Genomic DNA, 1,476 nt, shown 5'->3' on the forward strand with positions numbered 1-1,476 from the left:
GGTACCGACCCCCGAAAGTTAGAGTAATAAATCTAACTTTCGGGGGTGTTTTTATGGCCAAATATAGTGAGGAATTTAAAATAAAACTTGTCACCGAGTATTTGGATGGAAATCTTGGATATAGATCATTAGCGAAAAAATATAACATGCCCTCTCGAACACCATTACAAGATTGGGTAAGAGCTTATAAAACACAAGGGATAGAGGGATTAAAGCGAAGAGAAAGAAAGAAAGCGTACTCTGTTCAACATAAATTAGATACGATACACTTTATGTTAGAGACAGGTGCTTCTTATCAGGAAACTGCTGAACAATTTAGACTGAACAATCCTTCCTTAATTCATCACTGGACGAAAACATTTAATGAACAAGGGATAGAAGGCCTGAAACCTAAATCGAAGGGGAGACCTTCTATGTCTAAGAAATCCAATAAATCGAAGAAAAAAGAAGAGAAAAAGGTAACACGCGAAGAGGAATTAGAACGCGAGAATGAATTACTGCGACTGGAAAATGCGTACCTAAAAAAGTTGAGAGCTTTTCGGGAGAATCCGAATGCCTTCCACGAAAAGCACAAGCAAAGCTCGCATTCGAACTTAAAGAAGAAGGATTCCGATTAAAAGATATTCTCCAGGTAGTGGGGATTCCCGAAGCCACCTATCACTATCATGTGAAGAATTTTGGCAAAGAGGACTCGGATACAGAATTAAAAGAACTTATTACTTCCCTATTTAAAAAATTTCATGAACGTTATGGTTATAAACGTATCACGAACGAATTAAATAAATTAGGACATCATGTTAATCATAAAAAAGTGTATCGACTTATGCGGGAACTCGGATTGAAATGTGTAAAGTTTATGCGGAAATCCCGTAAATACAATTCGTATAAGGGGAATGTTGGAAAGGTAGCGAAAAATCGATTATCACGCCGTTTTAGCACACCTATTCCTCTTCAAAAACTAGTAACCGACATTACAGAATTTAAGTGTCTAGGGGATGAGAAATTATATTTAAATCCAATTCTTGATCTTTATAACGGAGAAATTATTGCGTATGAAGTTAATAAACGCCCTACATTAGATCTTGTCATGGAACCTTTAAAAGAAACGATAGAAATAATAAAGAATCATGCAACCTACCGCACCACCATCCATTCTGATCAAGGCTGGCATTACCAGCACAACCAATGGGTAAAGACATTAAAGAAGAATAATGTGTTCCAAAGCATGTCACGGAAAGCTACATGCGCAGACAACGCTGCAATGGAAAACTTCTTTGGAATGTTAAAACAGGAAATGTATTATGGAGAAAAATTAGTAAGCTATGAGGAATTAAGGCGACGGATTGAAGAATATATCCACTGGTACAATCATGAACGTTCAAAAGAAAAATTGGATGGACTGAGTCCCGTCGAATACCGAACTCAATCCATCCAATCAACTGCATAACAAAACTCTAACTTTTGGGGTTAACCACC

The 1,476-nt window shown here is 37.1% G+C and carries 2 protein-coding genes; both read left to right on the plus strand.

All coding sequences use genetic code 11. The features are described from left to right. Window positions 1-53: 53 nt before the first annotated feature. Window positions 54-617, plus strand: a complete 564-nt coding sequence (locus tag FCL54_RS23645; protein WP_138129713.1) for a helix-turn-helix domain-containing protein — start codon at window positions 54-56, stop codon at window positions 615-617. A gap of 5 nt (window positions 618-622) precedes the next feature. Next, complete coding sequence (locus FCL54_RS24235) at window positions 623-1,447, plus strand: IS3 family transposase (RefSeq protein ID WP_246055445.1); 825 nt, start codon at window positions 623-625, stop codon at window positions 1,445-1,447. The last annotated feature ends 29 nt before the right edge of the window (window positions 1,448-1,476 follow it).

It is taken from the genome of Exobacillus caeni (assembly GCF_005747095.1).
In the GTDB taxonomy this organism is placed as follows: domain Bacteria; phylum Bacillota; class Bacilli; order Bacillales; family Guptibacillaceae; genus Exobacillus; species Exobacillus caeni.